General features: G+C 67.7%; 26 protein-coding genes and 3 pseudogenes. 24 read left to right on the plus strand and 5 right to left on the minus strand.

What is annotated here, in order from left to right; translation table 11 throughout:
* The first annotated feature begins 113 nt into the window (after positions 1 to 113).
* Positions 114 to 1,274, plus strand: coding sequence for an ROK family transcriptional regulator (locus tag BN4332_RS20275; protein ID WP_066901020.1), 1,161 nt, complete (start codon positions 114 to 116; stop codon positions 1,272 to 1,274).
* Between the two features lie 12 nt (positions 1,275 to 1,286).
* Here the strand turns inward: BN4332_RS20275 and BN4332_RS20280 are convergent, their stop codons facing one another.
* Positions 1,287 to 1,721: a hypothetical protein gene (locus tag BN4332_RS20280; RefSeq protein WP_160110893.1), complete on the minus strand. Its 435-nt coding sequence runs from the start codon at positions 1,719 to 1,721 to the stop codon at positions 1,287 to 1,289.
* Between the two features lie 32 nt (positions 1,722 to 1,753).
* Here BN4332_RS20280 and BN4332_RS20285 point away from each other — a divergent pair, with 32 nt between their 5' ends.
* Together BN4332_RS20285 and BN4332_RS20290 are read left to right on the plus strand one after the other, a co-directional pair.
* A complete protein-coding gene (locus BN4332_RS20285; protein ID WP_066901024.1) occupies positions 1,754 to 2,335 on the plus strand; it encodes a TetR/AcrR family transcriptional regulator in 582 nt (193 codons plus the stop codon).
* A 52-nt stretch (positions 2,336 to 2,387) separates the two neighbouring features.
* The gene (locus tag BN4332_RS20290) at positions 2,388 to 3,527 is read left to right on the plus strand and encodes an acyl-CoA dehydrogenase family protein (protein WP_066901027.1); all 1,140 of its coding nucleotides are present in this window, start codon (positions 2,388 to 2,390) and stop codon (positions 3,525 to 3,527) included.
* 75 nt (positions 3,528 to 3,602) lie between these two features.
* Here BN4332_RS20290 and BN4332_RS20295 read toward each other — a convergent pair whose 3' ends face one another.
* Positions 3,603 to 4,511 (minus strand): alpha/beta fold hydrolase, encoded by a 909-nt coding sequence (locus BN4332_RS20295; RefSeq protein ID WP_066901029.1) that lies wholly within the window; start codon positions 4,509 to 4,511, stop codon positions 3,603 to 3,605.
* A 29-nt stretch (positions 4,512 to 4,540) separates the two neighbouring features.
* Here BN4332_RS20295 and BN4332_RS20300 point away from each other — a divergent pair, with 29 nt between their 5' ends.
* Positions 4,541 to 6,106 (plus strand): LCP family protein, encoded by a 1,566-nt coding sequence (locus BN4332_RS20300; protein ID WP_066901031.1) that lies wholly within the window; start codon positions 4,541 to 4,543, stop codon positions 6,104 to 6,106.
* 6 nt (positions 6,107 to 6,112) lie between these two features.
* Here the strand turns inward: BN4332_RS20300 and BN4332_RS20305 are convergent, their stop codons facing one another.
* On the minus strand, positions 6,113 to 7,279 hold the full coding sequence (locus BN4332_RS20305) for a sensor histidine kinase (protein WP_066901033.1): 1,167 nt from the start codon (positions 7,277 to 7,279) through the stop codon (positions 6,113 to 6,115).
* A 1-nt stretch (position 7,280) separates the two neighbouring features.
* Complete coding sequence (locus tag BN4332_RS20310; RefSeq protein WP_235654152.1) at positions 7,281 to 7,919, minus strand: response regulator; 639 nt, start codon at positions 7,917 to 7,919, stop codon at positions 7,281 to 7,283.
* Positions 7,920 to 8,045: 126 nt separating this feature from the next.
* Here BN4332_RS20310 and BN4332_RS20315 point away from each other — a divergent pair, with 126 nt between their 5' ends.
* The 3 genes and pseudogenes from BN4332_RS20315 (at position 8,046) to BN4332_RS35205 (ending at position 10,546) form a co-directional block, all read left to right on the plus strand.
* Positions 8,046 to 8,927: a LysR family transcriptional regulator gene (locus BN4332_RS20315; protein WP_066901037.1), complete on the plus strand. Its 882-nt coding sequence runs from the start codon at positions 8,046 to 8,048 to the stop codon at positions 8,925 to 8,927.
* A gap of 58 nt (positions 8,928 to 8,985) precedes the next feature.
* Positions 8,986 to 10,158, plus strand: a pseudogene (locus BN4332_RS35200) (MFS transporter); the annotation flags it as partial.
* 43 nt (positions 10,159 to 10,201) lie between these two features.
* Complete coding sequence (locus BN4332_RS35205) at positions 10,202 to 10,546, plus strand: MMPL family transporter (RefSeq protein ID WP_160110894.1); 345 nt, start codon at positions 10,202 to 10,204, stop codon at positions 10,544 to 10,546.
* A gap of 113 nt (positions 10,547 to 10,659) precedes the next feature.
* Here BN4332_RS35205 and BN4332_RS20330 read toward each other — a convergent pair.
* Positions 10,660 to 11,010 (minus strand): annotated as a pseudogene (locus BN4332_RS20330) (hypothetical protein); the annotation flags it as partial.
* Positions 11,011 to 11,071: 61 nt separating this feature from the next.
* On the opposite strand from BN4332_RS20330, the pseudogene BN4332_RS34510 reads away from it, so the two are divergent.
* The 17 genes and pseudogenes from BN4332_RS34510 to BN4332_RS20405 form a co-directional block, all read left to right on the plus strand.
* Positions 11,072 to 11,776 (plus strand): annotated as a pseudogene (locus tag BN4332_RS34510) (MFS transporter); the annotation flags it as partial.
* A 260-nt stretch (positions 11,777 to 12,036) separates the two neighbouring features.
* Positions 12,037 to 12,510, plus strand: a complete 474-nt coding sequence (locus BN4332_RS20340) for a hypothetical protein (RefSeq protein WP_338066784.1) — start codon at positions 12,037 to 12,039, stop codon at positions 12,508 to 12,510.
* A gap of 2 nt (positions 12,511 to 12,512) precedes the next feature.
* On the plus strand, positions 12,513 to 12,638 hold the full coding sequence (locus tag BN4332_RS34920; protein ID WP_264077849.1) for a hypothetical protein: 126 nt from the start codon (positions 12,513 to 12,515) through the stop codon (positions 12,636 to 12,638).
* A gap of 15 nt (positions 12,639 to 12,653) precedes the next feature.
* Positions 12,654 to 14,348 (plus strand): terminase large subunit domain-containing protein, encoded by a 1,695-nt coding sequence (locus BN4332_RS20345; RefSeq protein WP_066901041.1) that lies wholly within the window; start codon positions 12,654 to 12,656, stop codon positions 14,346 to 14,348.
* On the plus strand, positions 14,345 to 15,754 hold the full coding sequence (locus BN4332_RS20350) for a phage portal protein (RefSeq protein WP_066901043.1): 1,410 nt from the start codon (positions 14,345 to 14,347) through the stop codon (positions 15,752 to 15,754). Before BN4332_RS20345 ends, BN4332_RS20350 begins: the two co-directional genes overlap by 4 nt.
* Positions 15,751 to 16,629 (plus strand): VG15 protein, encoded by an 879-nt coding sequence (locus tag BN4332_RS20355; RefSeq protein ID WP_066901045.1) that lies wholly within the window; start codon positions 15,751 to 15,753, stop codon positions 16,627 to 16,629. The genes BN4332_RS20350 and BN4332_RS20355 overlap by 4 nt, the downstream gene beginning before the upstream one ends.
* A 63-nt stretch (positions 16,630 to 16,692) precedes the next feature.
* Positions 16,693 to 17,208 carry a hypothetical protein gene (locus tag BN4332_RS20360; protein WP_066901047.1) on the plus strand — a complete coding sequence of 172 codons (516 nt, stop codon included), beginning with the start codon at positions 16,693 to 16,695 and terminating at the stop codon, positions 17,206 to 17,208.
* A gap of 9 nt (positions 17,209 to 17,217) precedes the next feature.
* Positions 17,218 to 18,234, plus strand: a complete 1,017-nt coding sequence (locus BN4332_RS20365) for a phage major capsid protein (RefSeq protein WP_066901049.1) — start codon at positions 17,218 to 17,220, stop codon at positions 18,232 to 18,234.
* Between the two features lie 78 nt (positions 18,235 to 18,312).
* Positions 18,313 to 18,774 carry a Gp19/Gp15/Gp42 family protein gene (locus tag BN4332_RS20370; protein WP_066901051.1) on the plus strand — a complete coding sequence of 154 codons (462 nt, stop codon included), beginning with the start codon at positions 18,313 to 18,315 and terminating at the stop codon, positions 18,772 to 18,774.
* Entirely contained in the window at positions 18,771 to 19,160 is a 390-nt protein-coding gene (locus BN4332_RS20375) for a hypothetical protein (RefSeq protein WP_066901053.1), read from the plus strand. The genes BN4332_RS20370 and BN4332_RS20375 overlap by 4 nt, the downstream gene beginning before the upstream one ends.
* Position 19,161: 1 nt before the next feature.
* Entirely contained in the window at positions 19,162 to 19,545 is a 384-nt protein-coding gene (locus BN4332_RS20380; protein WP_074133131.1) for a DUF5403 family protein, read from the plus strand.
* A gap of 3 nt (positions 19,546 to 19,548) precedes the next feature.
* Entirely contained in the window at positions 19,549 to 19,989 is a 441-nt protein-coding gene (locus BN4332_RS20385) for a phage tail termination protein (protein ID WP_066901055.1), read from the plus strand.
* Positions 19,990 to 20,004: 15 nt separating this feature from the next.
* Positions 20,005 to 20,856 carry a phage tail tube protein gene (locus BN4332_RS20390; RefSeq protein WP_066901057.1) on the plus strand — a complete coding sequence of 284 codons (852 nt, stop codon included), beginning with the start codon at positions 20,005 to 20,007 and terminating at the stop codon, positions 20,854 to 20,856.
* Positions 20,857 to 20,961: 105 nt separating this feature from the next.
* Entirely contained in the window at positions 20,962 to 21,339 is a 378-nt protein-coding gene (locus BN4332_RS33755) for a phage tail assembly protein (protein WP_066901059.1), read from the plus strand.
* 245 nt (positions 21,340 to 21,584) lie between these two features.
* Positions 21,585 to 21,752, plus strand: a complete 168-nt coding sequence (locus tag BN4332_RS33760) for a hypothetical protein (RefSeq protein ID WP_200820323.1) — start codon at positions 21,585 to 21,587, stop codon at positions 21,750 to 21,752.
* Positions 21,745 to 24,216: a phage tail family protein gene (locus BN4332_RS20400; protein ID WP_066901063.1), complete on the plus strand. Its 2,472-nt coding sequence runs from the start codon at positions 21,745 to 21,747 to the stop codon at positions 24,214 to 24,216. Before BN4332_RS33760 ends, BN4332_RS20400 begins: the two co-directional genes overlap by 8 nt.
* Positions 24,217 to 24,383: 167 nt before the next feature.
* Positions 24,384 to 24,725 carry an HNH endonuclease gene (locus BN4332_RS20405; RefSeq protein WP_160110895.1) on the plus strand — a complete coding sequence of 114 codons (342 nt, stop codon included), beginning with the start codon at positions 24,384 to 24,386 and terminating at the stop codon, positions 24,723 to 24,725.
* The last annotated feature ends 7 nt before the right edge of the window (positions 24,726 to 24,732 follow it).

The following is a 24,732-nucleotide window of genomic DNA, read 5'->3' on the forward strand; positions in this document are numbered from 1 at the left end:
CGATGCCCTAGTGGCCGATTTAATTTCTGTGACGAATTTAATAGCAGCATATTGTTGAGGCCGTCAAGGAGGTTCCGCTGAAACGGTCAGAATCGGCACGGCAAGAGACGCAGGTGCTGCACCTGTTGCATCGCCAGCGTGTCGTTCACCTGTTGCGCACGGACGGCCCGCTGGCCCGGGCCGACTTGGCCGACCGCCTGGGACTCAGCCGACCGTCGATCACCGCGATCGTCAGCGAGTTGATCGACGAGGGCACCCTGGTCGAGTTGGACTCCCGCGTGGAAGGACCGGGCTACCGCGGCCGTCCCCGCAAACTTCTGGGCTGCAACCCGGAGGCGCGGCGGGTTCTCGCCATCTGGGTCGACGAACGCCGGGCCCGCGTCCTCATCGCCGACGCCACTGGCAACATCTCCCATGAGGACGAGACGCCGACCGCCGACCGAACCGCAGCTTCCGTGATCCGTTCGATCATCCGGATCGCCGAGAAGATGATCAAGGCCCCCACGGGCGGGCCAGTCGCCGCCGTCGGTATCTGTGTGCCCGGATTCGTAGACAGCACAACCGGATTCGTTGTCGAGTCGAAGGCGCTCGGGTGGGCCGGGGTGGAACTGGGCAAACCGGTCGCTCGCGCGCTCGGAGTGCCGACGGCCGTGCAGGATGCGACGCAGGCCATGACGCTCGCCGAAACCATCGCCGGTGAGGCGCAGGAGGTGCGCTCCGCGGTGGTTCTCAACTGCGGTGGCCACGTTGATGTCGGGCTGATCATCGGCGGCCGCCCTTACGCCGGCGCAACCGGGGTCGCCGGCGCGATCGGACATATGCCTGTCGCAGGCAGCAACGCGAAGTGCACCTGCGGGCGCGTCGGTTGCGTCAACGCCAGCATGTCCCTGCACGCCATGCAATCGGTCGCCCCGCAGACCGAGGGGATGCCGCTGAAGGACATCGACCTTGCCGCCGTCGCACACGACACAAGCCAGAACCCGCACTCCCAGAAGATCATCCACGAGGTGATCGACCAGATCGCGCGCACCGCACTACTCATCGAAGCTGTGCTCGACCCGCAGGTCCTCATCCTGTCCGGGCTCATCACCGAGTTCGAACCACTCATCGAGGCCCTCGAAGCGCGCATCGAGGAAGTCCGACCGCCCGAACGGCGCGGCCGCACCGTCACGGTGCGCTCACAGATCGGACGTGACTATCGGGTCGCGGTCATCGTCGCGCTGCAGCAACTCGATCCGGACATCGCCGGGCTGCTGCGCACCCCGATCCCGTGATCGAGCGCCCTGTCAGATGTCGCCACGCTTACCGGATCGGGACTGCCGGGGCACCTTTGTCGGTCCGGCCTCGCCACCACCGGCGCACGCCTTCTTCTTCCGGTCAGCCGCCAATTCCCACTGGATCTTCAGGTAGTCCTGGTTGACCGGATGAGCATCGTTCATCATGGCGTTGACCATCTTCTTGTAAGCAGCTGATTCCTCGGAACTTGCGGTGGCACAACCACTGCCGTCCTTGGGCTTCGCTTCGGCGGTGCCTGCGACGGGTGCCATGACGAGGCCGAGTCCGATCATTCCGATCGCCAGATAGCGGTGCATTTCCAATCTCCTTTGATTGATTACTGCTTCCAGGCGGCGACCGCCTTTTCGGTCGTCGTCGTCGCTTGTTGCGGCGGCATGCCGCGCGTTGACGTGAGATGAGCCGTTATTGAGAGATCGTTCAAGCATTCTTGAGTGATCACTCCAGTAAAGTCAAGAGGGTGCCTCGCCCGGATCGCAGTCGGACCGCGCTCATGCAGACCGCGGGTAGTTTGTTTCGCCGTCAGGGCTATGCCGCGACCGGGATCAACCAGATCCTGGCCGAAGCCCAGGTCAAGCCGGGCTCGCTGTATCACCACTTCCCCGACGGCAAACAACAACTCGCCGCCGCGGTGGTCGAGGTGGTAGGTGGCGACATCGAGCAGCTGCTACGAAAACTGCTCGAGCGCGGAGCACCGGTCGCCGACGTGGTCGACGGCTGGATCAACGTCCTCGTGGCCGGCCTGGCCGCCGACGAACGCGACGGATGCCCCATCGAGCCGATCGCCAGCGAGTCGGTACACGGCAGCCCCCTGATCCGAGAGGCTTCGGCGAAGGTGTTCGCGAGCTGGTCGAACGCCGTCACCGAGAGGCTGGCAACCGATGGGTGGGCGCCGGCGGATGCGGACCGCACCGGACTGGCGGTCGTCGCACTGATCGAAGGCGCGCTCATCCTGTCCCGCGTGGCCGGTAACCCGGATGCCCTGCACGCCGCCCAGGTCGCGGCGCGGTCACTGCTCACCGACCAGGCCGACAGAAGCTGACGGTCAGGTCGGCCGATAGAGTGCGAGGAGCCAGAAACTAGGAGATGCAACTATGTCGGTGGACCGCCTGCTCCCGTCCGATGAGGCCCGCGAACTCATCGAGCTCACCCGCGACATCGCCGACAAGGTGCTCGATCCGATCGTGGACCAGCACGAAAAGGCCGAGACCTATCCCGACGGGGTCTTCGCGCAGCTGGGCGCGGCGGGACTGCTGAGCCTGCCCCAGCCCGAGGAGTGGGGTGGCGGCGGGCAACCCTACGAGGTCTACCTGCAGGTCCTCGAGGAGATCGCCGCGCGGTGGGCCGCGGTCGGCGTCGCGGTCAGCGTGCACAGCCTCTCATCGCACCCGCTGCTGGCCTACGGCACCGAGGAGCAGAAGCAGCGCTGGCTGCCCGGCATGCTCTCCGGCGAGCAGATCGGCGCCTACAGCCTGTCCGAGCCCCAGGCCGGCTCCGACGCCGCGGCACTGAGCTGCAAGGCGACCCGTGACGGGGACTCCTACGTGCTCAACGGCTCGAAGGCGTGGATCACCCATGGCGGCCTGGCCGATTTCTACACGCTGTTCGCCCGCACCGGTGAGGGCAGCAAGGGCATCTCCTGCTTCCTGGTCCCCGGCGATCTCGACGGCCTGAGCTTCGGCAAGCCCGAGGAGAAGATGGGCCTGCACGCCGTGCCCACCACCTCGGCGTTCTACGACAACGCGCGCCTGCCCGCCGACCGGCTGATCGGCCAAGAGGGACAAGGCCTTTCGATCGCCTTCTCCGCGCTGGACTCGGGGCGCCTCGGCATCGCCGCGGTCGCGGTCGGCATCGCTCAGGCCGCCCTGGACGAAGCCGTCCGCTACGCCAACGAACGCACCACCTTCGGCCGCAAGATCGCCGACCATCAGGGGCTCGGGTTCCTGCTGGCCGACATGGCGGCGGCCGTCGTGAGCGCGCGGGCCACGTATCTGGATGCCGCGCGCCGTCGCGACCTCGGCCTGCCCTACTCCACCCAGGCCAGCGTCGCGAAACTGGTCGCCACCGACGCCGCGATGAAGGTCACCACCGATGCCGTGCAGGTGTTCGGCGGCGTCGGGTACACCCGCGACTTCCGGGTCGAGCGGTACATGCGGGAAGCCAAGATCACCCAGATCTTCGAGGGCACCAATCAGATTCAGCGCCTGGTCATCTCGCGGGGGCTGGGGTCCTGAGTCTCGCGAGCAGACGCAAACTCGCACATTCTCACCCGAAATTCTGCGACTTTGCGTCTGCTCGTGGACGGTTGTTTAGGCGGCTGGGCTCTTGAGGAAGGGCGTCACCGCGGCCAGGAACTGATCGGGCTGCTCGATCATCGGCGTGTGCCCGGAACCGCCGATCAGCACTGGCGGCAGACCGGCAGCTGTATAGCGTTCGGCGTTCGGCGCCGTCGGGGTCAATACGTCCTCGTCACCCCACACCACCAGCACCGGCTTGTCCAGTGCGGCAAGAGTTTCCACGACAGGCCGCGGACCGTTGGTCGAATCGCACACCCCGGCATACGTGAGCCGCTGCAACGAGCGGTACGCATAGTCGGGCACCGGGTAATCCGCGGCGAACCCGGTCTGCAGGGACCCCTCGGTGATCGCGTCGACGCTGCGGAACCGGTCCAGCGCCGGCCCGATCACCGGCCAGCACACCATCTGTCCGAGCAGCGGCATGGTGACCAGATCATCGGAGCCGGGGGTGTCGGACACCACGACCCGCTCCACGAGATCCGGATTCTGCCGCGCCACTTCGGCCGAGACCGCTCCGCCCATCGAATGCCCCACCAGCACTGCCTGTCGCACGCCCAGTGCCGCCAGGGCGTCCCGTACCGCCGCGGCCTGCGCCGAGGCCTCGTAGGCCGCGCCGTCCCGGGGCGCCTCCGACCCGCCGTGGCCGATCAGGTCGATCGCGATCACCCGCTGATCCCGGGCCAGCTGCGGCGCGACCCGGTCCCACCACTCGATCGAGGCCGAGTAGCCATGCAGCAGCACCACCGCACGCTCACCGGGCGGCCCGTACTCCCGCACATTGAGGTCGGGGCCGTCCAACTCCAGGACATGACCGCCTGCGAAAGGCCCGGCCGCGCGATGGGTCCGGCTCACCAGCAGTTGGTTCACCAGCAGTGCCAGCACCGCCACCACCAGCCCGGTCACAGCGATACGGAGTTTCATGCTGCGCACGCTAATGCCGAGACAGCGGNGTGCGGGCGGCCCGGCGCGCGGCCATCGGCCTGATCGCGGCATCGGTGCTGGCCGGGACCGGGGTGGGTTGGGTGTCCTACCACGGCGCGCTGGACGGCATCACTACGTCGAACGCGCTCGAAGGTGGCCCGGTCTCCTCCGGGGACACGGAGAACATCTTGATCATGGGTCTGGACAGCCGGCTGGACCAGCACGGCAATCCGCTGCCCGAGGACATCTACCAGGCGTTGCACGCCGGTGACGAGACCGTCGGCGGCTACAACGCCAACGTGCTGATCGTCGTGCACCTGCCCGGCGACGGCAGCCCGGCCACCGCGTTCTCCATTCCCCGTGACGACTACGTCGACCTGGCCGGCTGCGACGTCGACCCGTGCAAGGGCAAGGTCAAACAGGCCTACGGCTGGGCCTATCAACGCGAGATGGAATCGCTGGACGCCGAGTCAGAGGATCCGCAGGCCAACGAGCAGCAGGCCCGCGAGGCCGGGCGCCGGGCCCAGATCGCCACGGTGCGCAATCTGCTCGGCATCCCCATCGACCATTTCGTCGAGGTCACCCTCGGCGCGTTCTTCCAGATCGCCAAGGCGGTGGCGCCGATCACCGTGTGTCTCAACGCCGACACCTCAGATCCCTACTCCGGAGCGGACTTTCACAAGGGCGTACAGCAGATCGACGCCGCGCAGGCGATGGCGTTCGTGCGCCAGCGCCGCGACGTCAACGACGAGAACTTCACCGATCTCGACCGCACCCGCCGTCAGCAGGCCTTCATCGCCGCGCTGGTATCGGCCCTGGGGAACAGCGGCGCCCTCTCCAGCCCGGGCAAGCTGCGCGATCTGCTCGACGTGACCAAGCAGAACGTCGCCCTGGATTCCGGCTTCGACCTGGCCAGTTTCGCCAGCCGGGCCTCAGCCTTGACCGGCGAACCACCGACCCTCTACACGCTGCCGATCAAGGAGTTCGGGCAGAACTCGATGGGCGAGGACATCAACATCGTCGACGTCCCCACCATCCGGGCCATCGTCCGCGACCTGGTCGCCGAGCCGGGAGCTCACACCAGCGCCCCCACCGCACCGGAACATGTGCTCGAAGGCCACGGCGCGGTGCTCGACGTGATCAATGCCTCCACCTACATCGGGCTGGCCGCCCAACTCGAAACCACCTTCGCCGCAGACGGTTTCACCCAGGGCCAGATCGGCGACGCCGAATCCCTGGCGGCCGTCACCACCATCGAGTACGGGACCGGCGCCGAGGCCGGCGCCCAGTCCCTGGCCGACGAACTCGGACTGATCGCCACGCCGTCGTCCGAGGTGGCCGACGGGACCGTGCAATTGACGCTGGGAACCGACTTCCCCGGCGAGGACTACCTGACCGGATCCGACGAGACCACCACGGAGACCTCGAGCGCCGAATCGGATTCGAGCTGGGATTCGACCGGCGCGACGACGACGGACGAAACCACGCCGAGCACACCGGTGACGACCGTGGCCGCGACCGCCACCGGGACGGCCACCGCGGCGCCCACCGACCTCAGCCAGATGAAGGTCTCCGGCATCCCCTGCGTGAAGTAGCCAGGCCTACAACGCGACCCGGACCTGTGTGCCGTATCCGGCCGCCGAGCTGATCGCCATCGAGCCGCCCATGGCCTCGATGCGCACCTGCAGCGACGCCAGCCCGATGTGCCCCTCGGCGACGGATTGGGCCACCGTCGACGGGTCGAACCCCTTGCCGTCGTCGGCCACACTCAACACCACCTGGTCCCCCGACCGGCGCAGGCCGACCGAGATCGTGGCCGCCTCGGCATGCTTGTTGATGTTGGCCAGCAGTTCGCGAGCCGCCCGGTAGAGCAGCGCCTGCCCGTCGGGACGGCCGACGTCCTCCAAGTCCGCGCGCACCGTCACCTCGGGCCGGTTCTCGTACTGGCGCAACAGTTCCCGCACCGCCGGGGTGAGCCCCAGCTGAGCCAGCACCTGCGGATGCAGCGCCGTCACCGTGGAGCGCAACCCGGCCGCGGTCTCCTGGAGCGCCGCATGCACCCGGTCCAGCCCGGGGTCCGGGATGCGTTCGCGGATCTCGTCGAGGTCCAGGCGCGCGGCGAGCAGGGTCTGCAACGGCCCGTCGTGAAGATGTTCGGCGAGCTCGGCGTTGCGCAGGTTCTCGGCCCGGGTCGACTCAGATACCAGCTGACGTCGCACCTCCAGCAATGCCTGCACCCGGGCCGAGCGGCGCGCCAGCACGAACGACAACGCGGCCGACGCGACCGCGAGCCAGGCCAGGAACCCCACGTGGGTGTAGACGATGTCGGGCAGGCCGACGTGGTCGTCCCGCTTGGAGTAAAGGATCCACAACACCAGGTAGCCGAGGGCGGTACTGGCGCCCAGAATCGCCGTGAGCACCGGACGGTCCTGGAACGCAACGGATATCGGCAACAGGAAGAACACCGGCAGCAACGCCGCGGTGGCGCCCCCGGACACCGCGCACAGCGCCACCAGCACCAGCACGTCGACCGCGGTGGACGCCCACTCGGCCCACGGCGGCATCGGCCCGCGGAACACCACCGCCAGCCACAGCGCCGCGGCGGCCGCGTAAGCGCTCAGGATCACCGCGTACAGACCGGGCAGCCAGTGGTCGACGTCCCACACCGACACCAGAATCACGATCAGGCCGATCAGCGGCAGCCGCAGCAGCGCCGAGACCCGCACGGGTTGCGTGGTGAAGAAGTCGACGACGCGCCCGCCTGTCATGTCAGTCCAGCAGCCTGCGGCGCATCGCCTCCGCGACCGCCGCGCCGCGGTCGCTCACCCCGAGCTTCTCGTACAGCCGCTGGACGTGGGTCTTGACCGTCGACGGCGCCAGGAACAGCTCCTTGGCCATCGCCGGGATGGAACGGCCCTTGGCGATCAGGTCGAGCACCTCACGTTCGCGCGGGCTCAGCGCCGGGACGTCGGGTTCGTTGCGGCGACGGATCTCGCCGGCCAGGCCGGCCGCCAGGTTCGGGTCGATGACGTCACGCCCCTTGGCGCAGGACAGCACCGCGTTCACCAACTCGCCGCGGGTGGACTCCTTGGACAGGAACCCGGCCGCGCCCTGCTGCAGCGCCGTGTAGACGATCGCCGACTCGTCGTGGGCGGAGACCAGCAACACCCGGGTGGGCAGCCCGTCACGGGTGACCGCGGCGGCCACCTGTGCCCCGTCGAGCTGGGGCATCCGGTAATCCAGCAGGGCCACCTGCGGCCGATGGGTCTTGATCAATTGCAGGGCATCGGCGCCGTTGTCGGCCTCGGCCACCACGTCGATCTCGCCGCTGGAGGTCAGAGCGCGCACCACACCGTCGCGGAACATCGGGTGGTCATCGCCCACCACCACCCGAACCTTGGCGGCCATGCGGCTCAGCATCGCACAGCGGCATCCCCGGCAATGCCCGATTTCTCTCGCCGGACAATCCCGAAATCACCCGACACGCCGCGACAAACCGGGCGTTTGCGCCTGCCCGGCGGAAAGGTCAGCCCTATGCATCTGGACGAGCTGCAGTGGTTCGTCGTGCTCGCCGAAACCGAGCACGTCACCGATGCCGCAGCTGAACTCGGTATCAGCCAGCCCACCCTGTCGCGGGCACTGGCCCGGCTCGAGGAACAGGTCGGGGTACCGCTGTTCGATCGGGTTCACCGGCGGCTGCGCCTCAACGCCTACGGTCACATCCTGCTGGAGCATGCCCGCCGCAGCGTCGCCGAAATCCGCACGGCCACAGACCGAATCGCGCAGTTGCGCGATCCCGACACCGGCACGGTGCGGCTGGCGTTCCTGCATTCGCAGGCCGGCTGGTTCGTGCCCGATCTGCTGCGCCGGTTCCGGGCCGAGGCCCCGCTGGTGCGCTTCGAGCTGTTTCAGGGCGCTGCCCATCAGATCGTCGAGCGCCTGGCCAACGGGGAGTCCGACCTGGCGATCACCTCACCTCGCCCGGACGGGCTCCGCTGGCGCGGCCTGTACGTGGAGCGGTTGTGCCTGGCCGTTCCCCGTGAGCATCGCTTCGCGCGGCGGTCCCGGATCCGGTTGTCCGATGCCGGTGCCGAACCGTTCGTGGCGCTGGCCCCCGATTTCGGCCTGCGCCAGCTCACCGACGAGCTGTGGGCCGAGGCCGGTATCTCGCCACCCGTGGTGTTCGAGGCCATGGAGATCTCGACCATGGAGGGTCTGGTGGCCGCGGGTTTCGGGGTGGCCGTGGTGCCGGTGCCGCGGGCCGAACGCGCCGAACCAGGCGCGGCATATGTGCCGTTGTCGGAAAGCTCGGCCAAGCGCCAGATCGGTCTGACGTGGTCCGCGGACCGGCAGCTGCCACCCGCGGCGGCGCGGCTGGCGGAATTCGTCATGCAAAATATTCATGACTTTGAGTAGATCCATGCATTGGACACATCTTTGCCGGAGTCCTACCGTCGGCTGAGTGTCCGCCTCCCTGACCTCCGTTACCTGGCCGGGGCATTCGCGTGGATCGACCGAGTACCGACGCCTGCTGGCCGCGCTGTTCTGCGCCGGCGTCGCCACCTTCGCCCAGCTGTACTCGCCCCAGGCCGTACTCCCGCTGATCGCTCGTGACCTGGGCACCGGTGCCGCCCATGCCGCGCTGACCATCTCGGCGGCCACCGTCGGCCTGGCGCTGGGCGTGATCCCGTGGTCGGCCCTGGCCGACCGGATCGGTCGCGTCCAGGCCATGACGATATCCATCACCGCGGCAACGGTTCTCGGTCTGATCGTGCCGATGGCCCCGGGGGCGGCACTGCTGCTGTCGGGCCGTCTGCTCGAAGGGCTGATGCTGGGCGGTGTCCCGGCCGTCGCCATCGCCTACCTCACCGAGGAGATCGAAGCCGGACATGCCGCCCGCGCCGCGGGCACCTACGTCGCCGGTACCACGATCGGCGGTCTGGCCGGGCGGCTGATCACCGGACCGATCGCGGAGTTCGCCGGCTGGCGGATCGGCGTGCTGGTGGTCGCCGCGCTGTGCGGCCTGTCGGCATTCGCGTTCGTCAAACTCGCCCCGCCCGCGCAGGGCTTCACCCCGACCCGCAGCCACAACCTCGCCGGCAGACTGGCCGAGAATCTGCGCTCCCCACGTCAACTCGTGCTCTACAGCCAGGGTTTCCTGCTGATGGGCGGATTCGTGGCGATGTACAACTTCCTCGGGTTCCGGCTACTGGCCGCACCGTTCGAGCTGCCGCAGACCGTGGTCAGCCTGGTATTCGTGGCCTACCTGTCCGGCACCTGGGCCTCGGCCAGGGCCGGCGCCGAGGCCACCCGATTCGGCCGCAAGCCCGTGCTGCTCGGCTCGATCGCCACCATGATCGCCGGCGTCGCGATCACCCTGGCCGGAAACGTCGTCCTGGTCCTGATCGGCTTGGTGATCGCCACCGCGGGATTCTTCGGCGCGCACGCCATCGCCTCGGGCTGGGTCGGTGCCGCCGCGGGCGACGGCAAGGCCCAGGCGTCCTCGCTGTACAACCTCTTCTATTACACGGGGTCCAGCGTGATCGGCTGGGCCGGCGGGCTGGCCTTCGACGCCGCCGGGTGGCCGGCGGTGGCCGGCACCGTGATGGGCCTGGCGATGCTGGCCGGGGTGCTGGCGTGCACGCTCACCTCNCCCCGCCGATTCCGGCGCCACTCAGGCGGCGCAGCGGATGGGCACCCGATTCGGCGATTCCGACAGCAACAACATCGCCTACGTCGTGCTCGACGCGGACCGGACACTCGGGGAACCCGACCGCAGGTACTACCGAGCGCTGGCCGACCGGCTGCGGACCGCCACGCCGGGCGTCGAGTCGTTGATGGACCTGTGGGATGACCCGGCGGCGGCCGCGGTTTTCGAGAGCCGGGACCACAAGGCGGCCTACCTGATGGCCCGGCTCTCCGGACAGCTCGGCAGCAGCACCGGTACCGACGCCGTGTCCCGCGTCTTGGTTCTTCCGTTGCGTGAGCTGTACGCGGTGCTGTGGCGCTGCGGCGTCATCGACATCGACGACTGAGGCGACGACGCCCCTGAGGCCTGGGCCAGCTTGGGCACCAGTCTCGGTGCGACGGCGGCGATGCCCGTGGCCACGCCGGCCGCGCCGAGCGCCTGGGCCCACCCGAGCGGGTCCAGCGGAGTGCAACCCAGCAGCTGGCTGACCCCCGGTGTGCTGATCGCCGCCCCCAACGTGAGCAGGGACCCGGCTGCGGTGGCGATCACCAGGGGGCTGTGCGAGTCGATCAGGGTCTGGGCCAGCTGCGTCGAGACCAGGGCCACCAATCCCACCGTGGAGGCGCGACGGGGTACCACCGGGAAGCCCGCCGACAGCCATGCGCCGGTGGCCGCACCCGCCGTCGCGACACCTCGGATCGCTACCGTCCGCCACAGTTCGGCCTGATCGGGTCCGTGACCGACGCCGCCCACCGCACGGGTGGTCGGGCTCACCGCCAACGCCGCCGCGGGAAGCGCATCGGTCATCATGTTGACCAGCAACAGCTGCCGCGTGTTGAGCGGGGATCGGCCGGTGAGCGCGCTGCCCACGATCGANTACCTCACCGAGGAGATCGAAGCCGGACATGCCGCCCGCGCCGCGGGCACCTACGTCGCCGGTACCACGATCGGCGGTCTGGCCGGGCGGCTGATCACCGGACCGATCGCGGAGTTCGCCGGCTGGCGGATCGGCGTGCTGGTGGTCGCCGCGCTGTGCGGCCTGTCGGCATTCGCGTTCGTCAAACTCGCCCCGCCCGCGCAGGGCTTCACCCCGACCCGCAGCCACAACCTCGCCGGCAGACTGGCCGAGAATCTGCGCTCCCCACGTCAACTCGTGCTCTACAGCCAGGGTTTCCTGCTGATGGGCGGATTCGTGGCGATGTACAACTTCCTCGGGTTCCGGCTACTGGCCGCACCGTTCGAGCTGCCGCAGACCGTGGTCAGCCTGGTATTCGTGGCCTACCTGTCCGGCACCTGGGCCTCGGCCAGGGCCGGCGCCGAGGCCACCCGATTCGGCCGCAAGCCCGTGCTGCTCGGCTCGATCGCCACCATGATCGCCGGCGTCGCGATCACCCTGGCCGGAAACGTCGTCCTGGTCCTGATCGGCTTGGTGATCGCCACCGCGGGATTCTTCGGCGCGCACGCCATCGCCTCGGGCTGGGTCGGTGCCGCCGCGGGCGACGGCAAGGCCCAGGCGTCCTCGCTGTACAACCTCTTCTATTACACGGGGTCCAGCGTGATCGGCTGGGCCGCCGGCGGCCGTGGCTGTTCACGGTCCACGGCACCGGCCAGCCCGACCCGCTCGGGCCCGGTCTGCCCGCGGACACCGCGCGCCTGGTACTCGACCTCTACCGCTGGCAGCCGATCGGCAACTACCCGGCGTCCGCGTTCCCGATGTGGACCTCGATCATGCAAGGCGTCGAGGAGCTGGTTAAGCAGCTGGAGGCGAAGCTCGGCGCCGACGACTCGGACGCCGCACTGGCTGGCTACTCGCAGGGCGCCGTGGTGGTGGCCTACGTGCTGAAGCACGAGATCATCAACCCGAAGGGCCGCCTGCACCGGTTCCTCGGCCGGATCAAGAAGGTCGTCTTCTGGGGCAACCCGATGCGCCAGCAGGGTATCGCCGCGTTCGACGAGTGGATCCACCCGCTCGCCGCGCCGAACACCCACGGCATCCTGGACGACCGGCTCGAAGACCTGGAGCACATGCCGTTCGAGGTCCGCGACTACGCGCACGACAACGACATGTACGCCGCGATCCGCGACGACCAGACCGACGAGTACAAGATCGCCATCGCCAAGATCGTCATGCTAGCCACCGGCTGGTACTCCGGCGAGAACTCGATCTTCTCGCAGCTCAAGGAGCTGGGCTTCAACCCGTTCACCGAGATCCCCGCGATGTTCCGCGCTATCGCGGACGCGATCCGGTTCTTCACCGGCACCGCGCACGGCTACAACATCTACCCCGCCGTGGCCTTTTTGAGGAGCTGAACTTGACATACAACGTCGAGAAGTGCCGCTGGTGCGGCGCCCACGACCCGCGGCTCTGGGAGGTCCACAAGAAGTCCTTCCGCCACCGCGCGTGGGTCGCCGTGACCGCCCTGTTCTGGATGGCCTGACCGAAGGAGGTGGGGATGCCGGTCCACTACCCGGAGACTCTGCTCCCCGCCCCCAGCCACATCACCGGCCCGACCTGGCGCCAGTACGAGGACGGCTCGTGGTTCCTGCCCGAGAGGACCCTCGGCTGGGGCGTGATCTCGTGGCTCGCTGAGTACGTCAACTCCCCCGACGGCAACGGCCCGTTCATGCCGACGCTGGAACAGGCGCGGTTCATCGTCTGGTGGTACGCCGTCGACGAGAACGGCAAGTACGCCTACCGCGAAGGCACGCTCCGCCGGATGAAGGGCTGGGGCAAAGACCCGCTCGTGGCCGCGTTGGCCTTGGCCGAGCTTTCCGGGCCCGTCGCCTTCTCGCACTTCGACGCCGAAGGTAACCCCGTCGGCAAGCCGCGCCACGCGGCCTGGGTGACGATCGCCGCGGTCTCGCAGGACCAGACGAAGAACACGTTCTCGCTGTTCCCGATAATGATCTCGAAGCGGCTCAAGGCCGAGTACGGCCTGTCCGTCAACCGATTCATCATCTACTCCGAGATCGGCGGCCGGCTGGAAGCCGCGACGTCGTCGCCCGCCTCGATGGAGGGCAACCGCCCCACCTTCGTCGTCCAGAACGAGACGCAGTGGTGGGGAGTCGGTCCAGGCGGAGAGGTGAACGACGGCCACCAGATGGCCGAGGTCATCGAAGGCAACATGACCAAGGTCGACGGCGCCCGAACGCTGTCGATCTGCAACGCCCACCGTCCCGGTGACGACACCGTCGCCGAGAAGTCCTACCAGAACTGGCAGGACGTCCTGGCCGGTGAGGTCATCGACACCGGCATCTTCTACGACGCGCTCGAAGCACCCGCGGACACCCCGGTGTCCGAGATCCCGTTCCCGACCGAGGACCCGGAAGGCTACGAGGCCGGCGTCGCCCAGCTGCTCCGCGGCCTGGAGATCGCCCGCGGCGACTCGGTCTGGCTCCCGCTCGACGACATCCTGATGTCGGTCCTGACGGCGAAGAACGACATCATCGAGTCCCGCCGCAAGTTCCTGAACCAGGTCAACGCGGCCGAGGAGTCGTGGATCGCCCCGCACGAGTGGGACGCGAACTACGACCACGAGAACCCGCCGCGCCCGCTGGCCAAGAACGACCGGATCACGCTCGGCTTCGACGGCTCGATCTCCAACGACCACACGGCCCTGACGGCCTGCCGCGTCGACGACGGCGCGCTGTTCCTGATCAAGACCTGGGTCCCCGCGAACTACGAGCGCGAGCGGATCCCGCGCGAGGACGTCGACGCCTACGTCCGATCGACGTTCGAGAAGTACGACGTCGTCGGGATGCGCGCGGACGTGAAGGAGTTCGAGGCCTACGTCGACCAGTGGGGCCGCGACTTCCGTCGCAAGCTCAAGGTCAACGCCTCTCCCGGCAACCCGGTCGCCTTCGACATGCGCGGCCAGCAAAAGAAGTTTGCGCTCGATTGCGAGCGATTCCGGGACGCGGTCCTGAACCGCGACGTGCTGCACGACGGAAACCCCGTGCTCAAAGCCCATATTACCAACGCCCACCAGCATCCGACCGTGTACGACGCCATCTCGATCCGAAAGCCTGGCAAAGAGTCCAAGCGCAAGATCGACGCGGCTGTCACCGCGGTGCTCGCGTGGGGTTCCCGACAGGAGTTCTTGATGAGCAACCGGAACACCGGTCGAGGCGTGGGAGTTCTGAAGTGACCTCGTTCGAGGAGCACGTCGAGCACCTGTCCGGCATCCTGTCCACCGACCTCCCCAACCTGCTGGCCTCCCAGAACTACCGCAACGGCGAGCACCGACTCCGGACCATCGGCATCGGGGCTCCGCCCGAGATGCGCTACCTGGAGACCACGCCCGGCTGGCCGGCGATCTACCTCCGTGCCCTCTCCGACCGGCTCGACATCGAGGGCTTCCGGATCGCCGAGGAGTCCGAGGGGATCGAGGAGCTCTGGGACTGGTGGCAGGCGAACAGCCTGGACGAGGAGTCCACCCTCGGCCACGACGACGCGTTCACGTTCGGCCGCTCGTACATCACCATCAGCCGTCCGTTCGACGACGAAGACGACCCCGACGTCCCGCTGATCCGGGTGGAGTCGCCGCTGTACATGTACGCCGAGATCGACCCGCGGACTCGGCGCGTCACGCGCGCCGTGCGTCTGTACAAGACCGCCGCGGACTCGGCCGTCGCTGACAAGGCCACGCTCTACCTCCCGAACCAGACTGTCTACCTGGCGCGCGACGGCGGATTGAACTCGCAGTGGGTCACGGACGGCGATCCCGTCGATCACAACCTCGGCGTCGTACCGGTGGTGCCTCTGACGAACGACGGCCGTCTGTCCAACCGCTACGGCCGCTCCGAGATCACACCCGAGCTCCGCAAGCTGACCGACGCCGGCAGCCGCACGCTGATGAACCTGCAAGCGGCCTCCGAGCTGATCGGAACTCCGCTGCGCGGTTTCTTCGGAGTCACCAAGGAGGAGCTCACCAACGACGGTGAGAACACCACCGCGGACATCTACTACGGCCGGATCCTTGCAGTAGCCAGCGACGTCGCCAAGACCTTCGAGTTCACAGCCGCTGAGCTTCGGAACTTCACCGACGAGCTCGACGCGCTGAAGAAGGAAGTCGCCTCCCTCACAGGTCTGCCACCGCAGTACCTGTCGTTCTCCTCGGATAACCCCGCCTCGGCCGAAGCGATCATCGCGACCGACTCGCGGCTGGTCCGGACGGCCGAACGCAAGGCACGGATGTTCGGCGGCTCGTGGGAGCGCGCGATGCGCATCGCCAAGAAGGTGATGAACCAGCCCGTGCCCGCTTCGTGGCGCCGCCTGGAGACCGTGTGGCGCGACCCGTCGACGCCGACGGCCGCCGCCAAGGCGGACGCCGCCGCGAAGCTCTACGCCAACGGCCAGGGCCCTGTTCCGAAGGAGCAGACCCGGATCGACCTCGGCTACACGTCCACTCAGCGCGACCAGATGCGCGAGTGGGACAAGCAGGAGACCGAGGACATGATCGACACCCTGTACTCCACGACGAAGGCGCAGGCTGACGCCCAGCCGAAGCCGACGGTCACCGAGTCCAAGACCGAGACGAAGACCGCGGCGTGACGCCGGAGGAGTACGCAGCCCAGCAGCTGATCATCTCCGCCGGCATCGCTCGATACGTCCAGTCGTTCACGCAGTTCTTCGCCCGCCCCGCCCTCACGGTGGCCGAATGGCTCCGCTTCCTGAACCTGCTGTTTCCAGAGGTCCAGCGGCGGCGCGACGAGGCCGCGGCGCTGGGGCGCCGGTTCTACGACGACCAGCGGCGACTGAACTACCCCGACCTGCCCCGGAACGACCGGCCCCTGGAGGGCACGACGTTCGAGGTGTTCGTCGAGAACATGGAGCCGGCCCGGCGGCGGATGTCCCAGGCGGACTCCCCGCAGGACGCGCAGACCCTGCTCACCCTGCGAGTGGTGCGCGAGGTCGAGAACGCCGGACGCCAGCAGATCATCCACGCCGTCGACAACGACCCCCAGGTCCTTCGGGGCTGGGCCCGCGTCGCCACCGGCCGGGAGACCTGCGCCTGGTGCCTGATGCTCATCTCCCGCGGCCCCACCTACGTGCTGCCGGAGACCGCGGGCATCGACCTCGACGAGGAACACGCGCTGGAGCTCTTCCAGAACAACGACCTCGAGACGTACTTCGAGGACATCTCGGAGCACATGGAGCAGTGGCACACCGGCTGTGACTGCAAGGTCATCCCGGTCTTCAAGGCCCAGGAGAACTGGTTCGGCAAGGAAGCCGCCGACCGCGCCCTGGAGCTGTGGAACGAAGCCACCAAGGAAGCCATCGCGCTGGAGGACGAAGGCCTCGTCCACCGCGCCGGCAAGAAGAAGGGGCAGCCGTTCACCCGCAACGAGCTGGCCATCAACGCACTTCGCCGCCGCCTGGAGCGGGGCGAGATAAACCCCTCTGAATTCGCGGCACTCGCCGCATAGCCCGCCAAACCCCCGGACGACCGCCAGGAGCGGTCCCCGACCCATGCCCAGGAGGCAATCCCGATGACCGAACACGTCACCCCTGCTGAGACGCCCGCAGCCCCCACGGCCCCGGCCGCCCCCGCGGCGCCCGCTCCCAAGAGCGGGCCCGCCGAGCTACCCGACTGGGCGCGTCAGCAGATCTCCAGCGCCAACGCCGAAGCCGCGCAGAAGCGCGTCGAGCTGAAGGCCGTCAAGGAGGAACGCGACGCGCTGCAGGAACAGGTCGCGACGCTGACCGCAGAGAAGGCCCAGGCGGCCGGATCCCACACCGCGGTCCAGTCCGATTTCGACAAGTTGGCCACCGCCGTCAAGGCGCTGGTGCCCAACCCCGAGCACCTGTTCACGTTCGCCAACACGTTGCAAGGCGACTCCGACGACGCGCTAGCGGCTCACGCCGACGCGCTCAAGTCGATGTTCGGCATCCCCAGCGGCCCCGCTCCCGCGGTCGATCGCTCCCAAGGCCAGGGGTCAGGTGCCCCCGCCAACGATCCCGCGGCGCAGTTCGCCGCGCTCCTCCAATCACAACTAGGCAAGTAAGGAGCCCCTGTGGCAACCCTGAACGAGCTGTCCCCGAATACCGTCGGGACCAACCACCAGGGCCGTTTGGCCCACGTCCCTTCCGACCTTCTGCCCAAGACCCTGGTCGGGCCCATCTTCGACCAGGCCCAGGAGAGCTCGCTCGTCCTGCGGCTCGGCCAGCAGATCCCGGTCACCTACGGCGAGACCGTGATCCCCACCACGACCAAGCGCCCCGAGGTGGGCCAGGTCGGCGCCGGTACCTCGAATGAGCAGCGAGAGGGTGGCCGGAAGCCACTCAGCGGCACTGCGTGGGCCACCAAGGCGTTCTCTCCGATCAAGCTGGCGACCATCGTCACCGTGTCGGAGGAGTTCGCTCGATCGAACCCCCAGGGCCTGTACACCCAGCTGCAGGGTGATCTGGCCTACGCCATCGGCCGCGGTATCGACTTGGCTGTGTTCCACGGCAAGTCCCCGCTGACGGGCTCCGCTCTCCAGGGCATCGACACCACCAACGTCATCGCCAACACCACGAACGAGAACTACCTGCAGACCGGCACCGACTCCCTGTACGACCGTCTGCTGGACGGTTACGACTTGGTGGCCGCCGACTCCAGCTTCGAGTTCAACGGCTGGGCGGTTGACCCCCGGTTCCGGGCGCACCTGCTGCGCGAAGGCGCCTATCGCGACGCCAACGGCAACATCGACCCGGCTCGGATTAACCTGGCTGCCAACATGGGTGATGTGCTGGGCCTGCCCGCTCAGTTCGGCCGTGCGGTCGGTGGAGACCTGGGTGCCGCGACTGACTCTAAGGTCCGTGTCATCGGTGGTGACTTCTCGCAGCTGCGCTACGGCTTCGCCGACCAGATCCGCGTGAAGATGAGCGACACCGCAACGCTGACCGACGACACCAGCCCGACCCCGCAGACCATCTCGATGTGGCAGACCAACCAGATCGCCATCCTGATCGAGGTCACCTTCGGCTGGGTGCTGGGTGACAAGCAGGGCTTCGTCAAGTTCATCGACGACGTCGACCCGACTCCGTGACCCTAACTTGACATGCAACGTAGGGGGCTTCTTCGGAGGTCCCCTACCGCGCGTTCTACCTAGCCCGGAGGAGGCAACGTGGCACACGCTCAAGCCAGCGACGTAGCCGCCCGGCTCGGCCGCACCCTGACGGCCGACGAGACCACGCAAGTCGAGGCGCTCCTCGACGACGCCGAGCAGGACCTCCTGGAGCGGATCCCCGATCTGGAGGACCGTATCGCGGCCGACGCCGCCTACCTGGCGAAGGTCATCCGGGTGGAGGCCAGCGCAGTTGCACGCCTGGTCCGCAACCCCGACGGCTACATCGGCGAGACCGACGGCAACTACAGCTACCAGCTGAACTGGCGGCTGAACACCGGCGCGATCCAGTTCACTGACCAGGAGTGGGCGCTGCTCGGGCTGACGTCCGGCGTGTCTGCGTTCGACGTCCGGGCCAAGACCCCGTTCGAGCGGGCCGGATCGGAGATGCCTGCGTACGGGACGCCCGAGTGGGTCGTCTGGCAGCAGAGCTCCCCGTTGTTCTGGAACGACGTCCTGTGAGCCTGCTCGAAGACAGGGCCAACTACGAGCCCTGCACGGTGTTCCCCGAGGAGACGGCCCGGGACGAGGACGGCAACCTAATCACCCGGCCCGCGGCCGTCGGCATCTCGACCATCCCGGGCTACGGCCCCGTGGTCGGTCGTTTCCAGCCGGCGTCGATGTCCGGCACCTCGGCGCGGCGCGCTGAGCAGGACAACGAGGGCTTCGAGTCCGAGCAGATGTACAAGCTGCGGTTCCCCCGGAAGCTGGACGAGCTGCTCGGCGAGCTCGGCGCCCAGTCCGAGATCGAGTGGCGCGGCAAGCGCTGGACGATCTTCGGCGACCCCTACCGCTTCAACGGGTCGCGCCGGACCGCGCACATCGACTACCTGCTGCGGCGGTACTGACGTGGCACACCTCTACTACGGCCGCTCTGGCTTGAACAAGGTGATCGCCCACATGCCCGGGGTCCGGGACGCGATCCACGACGAGGCCAAGCAGATCGGCCGCCGCGCCGAATCCAACCTGGCCCAGGTCCGCGCGTCCACGCGCTGGCACAAGATCTACGGTCCGGACCACCTGACCCGGATCACGGTCACCCAGGGCTCCGTCGACGCGTTCGCCAATCTGGAGGCCCCCGGCCCCGAGGCCATCGAGTTTGGCCACGCCCCCTCGGGCGTGTTCGAGGGCACCGACACCCGGGCCCCGGCCGGTCTGTACATCCTCACCGGTGCCGCGGGATTCGCCCGCCTGGCGCACTCCTCGTCCGGCCTGAAGCGCGGGAAGAGGTAGCCGATGTCAGCGATCCCCCGCGTACAGGCGATCGTGCTGCCGCTCCTCCGCGGTCACACGGACACCGACGACCCGATCAGCATCCTTCCCGGCCTGGAGAACACCAAGGTCGGGTCCTGGATCGAGGACATCGACTACAAACACCTGCCGATGCTCAACGTCCGGCGACTGGGCGGTCCCCGGTATGCCGGCGGACCGAAGAAGCTGTCGTTCCCCGTGATCGAGCTGACCGCATACGGGAACGAGAGCCTGCCGAAGACCGAGCAGCTGTACGAGGACGCACTGGAGGTGCTGTACGACGCGCGGCGCAAGCAGACGCTGACACCCGCCGGCTACATCCACTCGATCGGTGAACCGATGGGTGCGACGCAGTTCAGCTCCCTATCCCAATCTTCCTGGCGCATCCAGGGCCTGATCCGGCTCGGTATCCGCCCTCCCAACTAACCCCGAGAGAAGCACATGGCACAGAACGACGATGCCGTATTGCTCGCTGCGGTCGGATACGTGTACACCGCCCCGGTGGGCACCCCCGCGCCGACCCCCGCGCAGCTCAAGACCCTGAACCCGGAGAACCCCGCGTCCTGGCCGGTCGCCAACTGGGAGTCCACCGGACACACGTCCGAGGAAGACCTTCCCGAGTTCGGCTTCGACGGTGGCGACACCGAGGTCCGAGGATCGTGGCAGAAGAAGAAGCTGCGCGAGATCACGACCGAGGAGATCGCTGACTTCGTCACGGTCAACCTGAACCAGTTCGACGAGACCGGCCTGTCGCTGTACTACGGCGCCAACCAGTCGGCCACGCCCGGCGTGTTCGGCGTCCGGTCCGGCCAGGTCACCAACGAGCGGGCCTTCCTGATCATCATCGTGGACGGCGACGACCGGCTGGGATTCCACTCCCACAAGGCCTCGCTGCGGCGCGAAGACGCGATCTCGCTGGCCACCGACGAGTTCGGCGCCCTGCCGGTGCGCGCGACGTTCCTCGACCACGAGGACGAGCTGCTCTACACCTGGATCAACGAGGACTGGTTCAACGTCTCGGCCACCCCGGTGGTCTACACGCTGGACCTGGGCGCGGCCACCGGCGGCTCCTTCGTCCTGGACGTGAACGGCGTGGACACCGCCGCGATCAACTTCGACGACACCGATACGGAGATCCGGGCTGCGATTGCCGCCGTCGACGACGGCCTGGCGCTGTCGGCGTTCACGGTCACCGCGGCCGGCGCGGACTTCGACATCACCAGCCCGGTCCCGATCACGGTCGCGACCGACAACACCACCGGCGGTACCGGAGTCACGGTCACCGTCGCGTAACCAGCTTGACATGCAACGTCATGTCAGGACGGGGAGCCCCTGCCTATGGCGGGCCCAGGGGCTCCCCACACCCCTCTTCGCCCGCCGCCCAACGAAAGGCCTGCCATGTCCAGAGTGTTCACCCTCGACTCGATGCGCGAGGAAGCAGACAAGAAGTACGGCGCCCCGGTCGAGATCGGGCTCAGCGACGGCTCCACGGTCACCCTCCGCAACATCCTCCGGCTGAGTAAGCCGACCCGCGAATCCATCCGCAAGAGCCTGGACCAGATCCAGGCGCACAACGACAAGCCCGAAGACGACCGCACCACCGAGGATGCCTTCGTGCTCGGTGACGCCGTGTTCCACATCCTGGAACTGGCGGCCGGCGCCGACAGCAAGAAGCTGCTCAAGGAGCTGGACGGCGACGTCATCGTGGGCATCGAGGTCCTCAACGCCTGGCTGGAGGACAGCCAGGTGGGGGAAGCCTCCAGCTCGGAAAGCTGATCGACGACTACGGCGACCTGCTGCTGGCCGACTTCCGGACCGAGTACGGCATAGACCTCACGGATCTGTTCGATCCGGAGTCCAGCCTCGGCCCCCTCCAAGTCCTGGCGCTGATCAAGGAGCTGCCGACCGCTTCCCGGTTCTACGCCGAGAAGCGGGGCGGCGCCCAGTTCCGCGGCTGGGACGAGTCCCGGTATGCCACGGCCGCCGTCGTCAACGCTGTCCGAGCACTCCAGCACGCATTGTTGCTGGTCAACACCGATCCGAAGAAGCGGAGCCGAATCCCCACGCCGGAGCTGTACCCGCTGCCGGAGATGACGGCACGCGAGAAGAAGCACAAGCCCGGTTCGTTCGGCGCGATCGTCGCCGGCTGGCGAGCGGCACGTAAGAGAAGGGGGGAAGCCAATGGCTGACGGCGCAGGCAAGGAAGTGGGGCGCATCAGCATCAAGGTGACCCCCAATCTCAAGGGGTTCTACCGCGAGCTGAAGACCGAGCTGGAGAAGATCGAGCGGTCGCTCTCCGCCAAGATCCAGGTCGAGCCGGACATGGGCAACTTCCGGTCGGAGGTTGCCGCCAAGACCAAGGGCATGCGGACCAAGGTCAAGGTGGACGCCGACGTCGACCGCAGCTTCATCGGCCGTATCACCCAGACGCTCAGCAACATCAAGGGCCCCTCGTTCGGTTCCGGGATCAACCCGGCTGGGTACGCCGCCCTGTTCGCTGGTATCGCCGTTGTGGCGGCTCCGCTGATCGGCCTGCTGACGTCGGCGCTGCTGACCCTGCCCGGACTGATTGCGTCGGTCGCTGTTCCGATCGGGGCCCTCGTCGTCGGCATCGACGGCATCAAGGCCGCGGCCAAGGGCCTGGGTGAATCGTTCGCTCAGCTGAAGAAGGACATGACGGCGCCCGTCGAGGCGCAGTTCAAGCCCGTCTTCGACAGCCTGGCCAAGGTCCTCCCGGCGCTCAAGGCGCCGCTGCTGGCGGTGACCCAAGGCCTGGCCGACATGGCCAACGGCTTCGTCACCGCGGTCACGTCCGGTCCCGGCCTGGAGAAGCTGCAGGGCACGATCCGCAATATCGGCGCCGCGTTCTCGAAGATGGCGCCTGGGATCAGCAGCTTCACCGACGGCCTGCTGACGCTGGCCGAGAAGTTCACCTCGAAGCTGCCCGACTTCGCCGACTGGTTCAACAAGACCGGCGACGACTTCCGGAAATGGGTCGACAAGCTCAAGCTCGACACGGTGTTCGAGGGCCTCGGCTCCACGCTGAAGACGCTGCTCGAAGGCGCCGGTCGGATCCTCTCCGAGGGCCTCAAGTTCATGGAGGACCCCAAGAAGATCGAGGGGTTCAACAACGGCCTGAAGTCGATCGCGGACACGCTGCAGTCGATTGTCAATCTGTCGAACCAGATCAACGAGTCGAAGCTGTTCCCGGACAAGGACACCCCGAACCCGCTGACCGGACAGGGCATCAAGGACGACCTGACCAAGCCGTTCACCTCGCCCGACGCCCCGTGGCGCGGGTACATGGAGTCGCTGTCGCAGGCCTGGGACGGCATCCAGATCAAGGCCCAGCAGGTCTGGGCGCAGATCCCGATGTTCGCCAGCACGGCGTTCACCACCATCCAGACGCTTTTCACCACGTTCTCGACCAGTCTGTCCACCGTTTGGACCGGGATCACTACGGCGGCGACCGCCGCGTTCACCGGGGTCCAGAGCGCCGTCTCGGCTGCGTGGCATAGCGTCGTCTCTGCAGTCACCTCGGGTGCTCAGCAGGTCGTGAGCGCGATCTCCGGTGCATGGTCCGCCCTCCCGGGCTTGGCCGCCGCCGCGTTCGGCGCGCTGGTCAGCACCGTCACCTCGGTGATGTCGCAGGCGCTGTCAGCCGTGGTCGCAGGCGCCGGTCAGATCGTCGCCGAGATCGCCGCCCTGGGTGGCAAGATCGCCGCGGCGGCCGGGAACATGGGTGGCGCCCTCGTCGGCGCCGGCCGCGCGCTGATGGACGGTCTGCTGTCCGGTATCAAGGCCGGTCTCCAGGCGGTCCTGAGCTTCGCGAGCGGCATCGCCGCCAAGATCGCCGCGGTCAAGGGCCCTCTGCCGAAGGACCGCAAGGAGCTGATCCCCGCCGGTAACGCCCTGATGGAGGGCCTGGGTACCGGCCTCGAACAGGGTTTGGATCCGGTCCTCGACCGGGCCAAGTCGATCGCCAAGCAGATCTTCGAGGCGTTCAAGGAGACGTTCGGCACGGCGCCGCAGGGCCTGACCCTGAACCTCGGCAACCTCCAGTCCGGACTCCAGGCCGTCACGGACACGTCGAAGGACTTCTCCAAGGCCCTCGCTCCGACCGCAGACCTGGCCAAGGGCTCGTCTCTGGTCGGACCGGAGACCAAGGCCGAGGTCGCCGACCTGAAGCAGCAGCTCGCGGATCTGGAACTCCAGCGCAAGCGCCTGGCCGTCCAGAAGGACCAGGCCGGGACGAAGGATGAGAAGGCCGGAATCCAGGCCCAGATCGACAAGATCAACGAGCAGAAGCGTCTACTCGACCTGCGCAAGGCCGAGCTCGGCACGCTGCAGGACCAGACCGGCGAGCTCGGGAAGCAGAAGACGCTCGGCCAGACCATCGCCGAGATGATCGACCAGGGCTGGAGCTCTGGCGTCGACGCCATCGCAGGCTTCGGCCGCGCCAACCTCGACCAGGCCATGTCCGATCTGGGTATCGGCGGCGGCGCCCTGACCGCGGCGCTCGACCAAGGCCTGGATTACGGCCAGCAACTCGCGGGCAACGTCTTCAACTTCCAAGTCAGCTCGGTCGACGACGCCATCGCCGTCAAGAACAACCAATTGAATAAGGCCGCGTTGCAGTACAACAGGGCCTGAGAAAGGCCCGCGTGAAGACCTGCAGTAAGTGCCGAACAGAGAAACCCCTAGAGCAGTTCTACCGCCACAGCAAGCGTGCGGACGGGCGCCAGAACTACTGCAAAGCCTGCTCAACAGCGTCCGCCTTGGGATGGGCCGCGGCCAATCCCGAGCGGCATCTACAGAACATGCGGCGCCACCTCCGGGCCAAGCGAGAAGTAGCCCCGCTGTTCGGACGCCTCAGCGCCATGCCCGCACGGGCGCGACGGTTCAACGCCCCGGTCGAGGACTTCGATTCGATCGACCTGGAGCTGTTCTGGCTGGCGAACGGGATCAGCACGACCCGGTGCTACTACACCGGGGAGCTGCTTGGCCCTGACTTTCACCTTGATCACATGACACCGCTGTCCCGCGGCGGCGCTCACGCGGTGGACAACATCGTGCCCTGCACCCCGGCCGCCAACATGGCCAAGGGCCGGCTCACCGCCAGCGAGTTTCAGGCACGCCTCGAACTTGACATACAACGCTGAAAGGCAT

Source organism: Mycolicibacterium houstonense, from assembly GCF_900078665.2.
Taxonomy (GTDB): Bacteria; Actinomycetota; Actinomycetes; order Mycobacteriales; family Mycobacteriaceae; genus Mycobacterium; species Mycobacterium houstonense.